This window comes from Microbulbifer epialgicus (genome assembly GCF_041447265.1).
Taxonomy (GTDB): Bacteria; Pseudomonadota; Gammaproteobacteria; order Pseudomonadales; family Cellvibrionaceae; genus Microbulbifer; species Microbulbifer epialgicus.
Genome location: NZ_JBGMEK010000182.1, coordinates 1 through 2,996 on the forward strand (window position 1 = coordinate 1; position 2,996 = coordinate 2,996).

At 46.4% G+C, this 2,996-nt stretch carries 1 protein-coding gene, 1 pseudogene and 1 other annotated feature; of the genes and pseudogenes, one reads left to right on the forward strand and one right to left on the reverse strand.

Annotated elements, in window-relative coordinates:
- Positions 1–324: 324 nt before the first annotated feature.
- Entirely contained in the window at positions 325–744 is a 420-nt protein-coding gene (locus ACCI49_RS24135; protein ID WP_371841804.1) for a BP74-related protein, read from the reverse strand.
- 193 nt (positions 745–937) lie between these two features.
- Here ACCI49_RS24135 and ACCI49_RS24140 point away from each other — a divergent pair.
- A pseudogene (locus ACCI49_RS24140) lies at positions 938–2,114 on the forward strand (IS3 family transposase).
- Positions 1,216–1,332: a sequence feature (AL1L pseudoknot), on the forward strand. (Overlaps the previous pseudogene by 117 nt.)
- Positions 2,115–2,996: the final 882 nt, after the last annotated feature.

Genomic DNA, 2,996 nt, shown 5'->3' on the forward strand with positions numbered 1-2,996 from the left:
AGTTCGGCGTTTCTCTTCCTGCGCGGAAGCGGGTAATTTTCTTGCATCAATAATATCCATTTGGGTATTATACAGAACTATAGAGCCACCGGGTTAATAACCAGCAAAACCCTACAGCCCGATAGCGGCCAACCAATAAACGTCGCCGACCATGTGGCCGATCTGGTAACAGATTGTATTGTCGAGGTGGCCAATCGATTGGCCGTGCATAGTTCAATTGCAGCTATGGCTATTCCAAGCGGTTGATCCTGTACTTGGCTGTTCCGCCTGGAATGGCAATCCCAAAACCGTGGGAAATAGTTAGGCAACAAAATTGCCTATTTGCTAGGGAGCGTGAATAGTCGATATTTCAATTTCTCTGACAAGCCTTGAAGTCCAAGGGCACCAGATATTTTCTGGTAAGAAAGCGCCACCAACTTCCTCGAAGTGATCTTCTACAAATTGCGGGTGAGCATCACAAACCTCTATGGAGAACTCCGCGAACTCGATTGAGTCCGTGTCTACATGAAAACTCCATTCCGGATTGTAGAAGGTTTTGCCTGGAACTACATAGCCAGCAAAGTGATGCGAAGTATGTCCTCCACTAGCGAGGAGTTCACGTGCCTTATCTATTTTTTTCGGATCTGTTAGTTGTAGAACAAAGCTCTTATCGGGATGAACGAGGCTTGAAGTTTCAAAATAAGCAACTTCAGCATGCGCAGTAGGTATTAATAGAGTTAAAGCAAATAGTAGTTTTTTCATCATTATTTATGACCCATGTGGAATGTGTAATGCAAGCTGCGGGAGTCATCATAAGATAAAAAAAGGATCTAAATGCCATGTATGTCGCAAAATTAATGAAATGTTCATTTTGTGGTTTTATGCGACTAAACCGGAACAAATTCACATAAATCACCCCGGGTTTCTCGGAGGCTAAGTTTCTTGAGAGAATTAGCCTATGAGCAAACGACCTGGATACTCCCCCGAAGTACGGGAACGCGCAGTTCGCATGGTGTTGACCGGCGAGCATGAACATCAATCACTCTGGGCAGCGATTACATCCATTGCCTCCAAGTTCGGCTGTACACCTGAGACTCTACGAGCATGGATCAACAAGATGGAAGTCGACAACGGCACTAAGCCCGGCACCACTAGTGGTCACTCAGACCGACTTAAAGAGCTGGAGCGCGAAGTCCGCGAGCTCAAGCGCGCTAACGAAATCTTACGTAAAGCTACTGCTTTTTTCTCCCAGGCGGAGCTCGACCGCAAACCGAAGTAATGGTGCTATTCATTGACCAGGAGCGTGAGGCACACTGTGTCGAGTCAATCTGTAAGGTTCTTCCGATTGCACCGTCGACTTACTATCGCTACAAGCATCTGCAATACAATCCAGAGCAGCGCTACGCGCGTACTCAACGTGACGATGAGCTGAAGCCTGAGATCCAGCGGGTTTACGAAGACAATCACCGCATTTATGGTGCTTGCAAGGTCTGGAAGCAGCTTAACCGTGAGGGCGTAAAGGTCGCCCGCTGCACGGTTGAACGGCTGATAAGGATATTACAATTAGAAGGCGTTCGAAGGGGCAAGCGCTGCATAACGACTATCCAAGATGAGCTGGCTGACAAGCCGCTAGATCTAGAAAAAGAGAGTTTACGGCGGAGCGCCCTAATCAATTTTGGGTGGCTGATATTACCTATGTCGCAACTTGGTCTGGCTTTGTTTATGTTGGATTCGTTGTCGACGTGTTCTCACGGTACATTGTTGGCTGGCGTGTGTTAACCGACATTGTGCTTGATACTCTGGAGCAAGCACAATGGGCGCGAGGGAAGCCCCGCGGCGTTATCCATCACAGTGACCGAGGTAGTCAATACCTGTCGATCCGATATACCGAGCGGCTTATTGAAGCCGGCTTCCAGGCATCAGTCGGCAGCATCGGCGATTCCTACGACAACGTACTGGCGGAAATCAATCACAGAGCAGGCCCCTGGAAAGGGTTGAATGAAGTTGAGCCCGCAACCTTGACCTGGGTTGACTGGTTTAACCATCAACGCATTCTAGGGTCAATTGGCGATATACCTCCAGCCGAATACGAAACCCTGTATTATCAGCAAGCCGAGTCTCCCCAAGCGGCATGACTCAAATAAAATTGTCTCTGAAAAACCCGGGGTGATTCAGTTTGCCATTATTCTCAAACCTATTAAACGATTCAGCAAGTGAGGCAGAGCTATCAACTCTACTCGCACATTTATGATCGGTAAACAATTTGGTTTGAGTATTAGTGTCTGTGTGGTCGGTCGTAAAAAAATGCGGTGCGCCTATCTACGTGCAGCGTTTTATGGCGATAGTGGAGAAGTATGGGTTGAGCTTCTCACGGGAAGAATCAGCCCAGATTCTGGCACTTCTGGAAGAGTAAGGCAGTCACAGCTCTAGGAACTCAAATTTTAGGGCTATTCCGCCCACCTTCATTGATGAGCTTCTAGGGCTTAGATATTTTATAATTCAAGCGTTGAAAAGCGGGAACATTTAATGAATCGAAATGTTCCCAATTCCTCAGGGCCCGTGTAGGTACTACATGATTTTTAGAAATCTTAAAAATGGAAACTGATGTCTACCCAATGACCTTCTTCATTACAGTCGGCCATAATTGTGCAGTAGTTCTTACAGATTGAACCTCTAGTAATATTAATTAATGTGCCTTCATTAGTAGATGCCTTGATATTTCCAGCCCAACAATCTTCTCCAGTCTTATTGGCAGTATTTGTTTCAACATTTGAGCGTGACATGAGCCCTGAAGTTGTTTCTTTGATTATCCCTATGCATTGAAAAAGTTGGCCGTCAACAACAAAGTGTTTTGATAGTTGTTGGGATGGGCAGGTAGCGCTATTGGCCATTACAGTGGCAGAAGATAACGCTATGGCTGCTAGTGGTCCATGCGGTTAATTCTGTAACGATTGTTTTGCACGCTCTACGGAAGCCAAGATTTGACCGGCGGGCTTTGTCCATTTAAATGGCTTTGC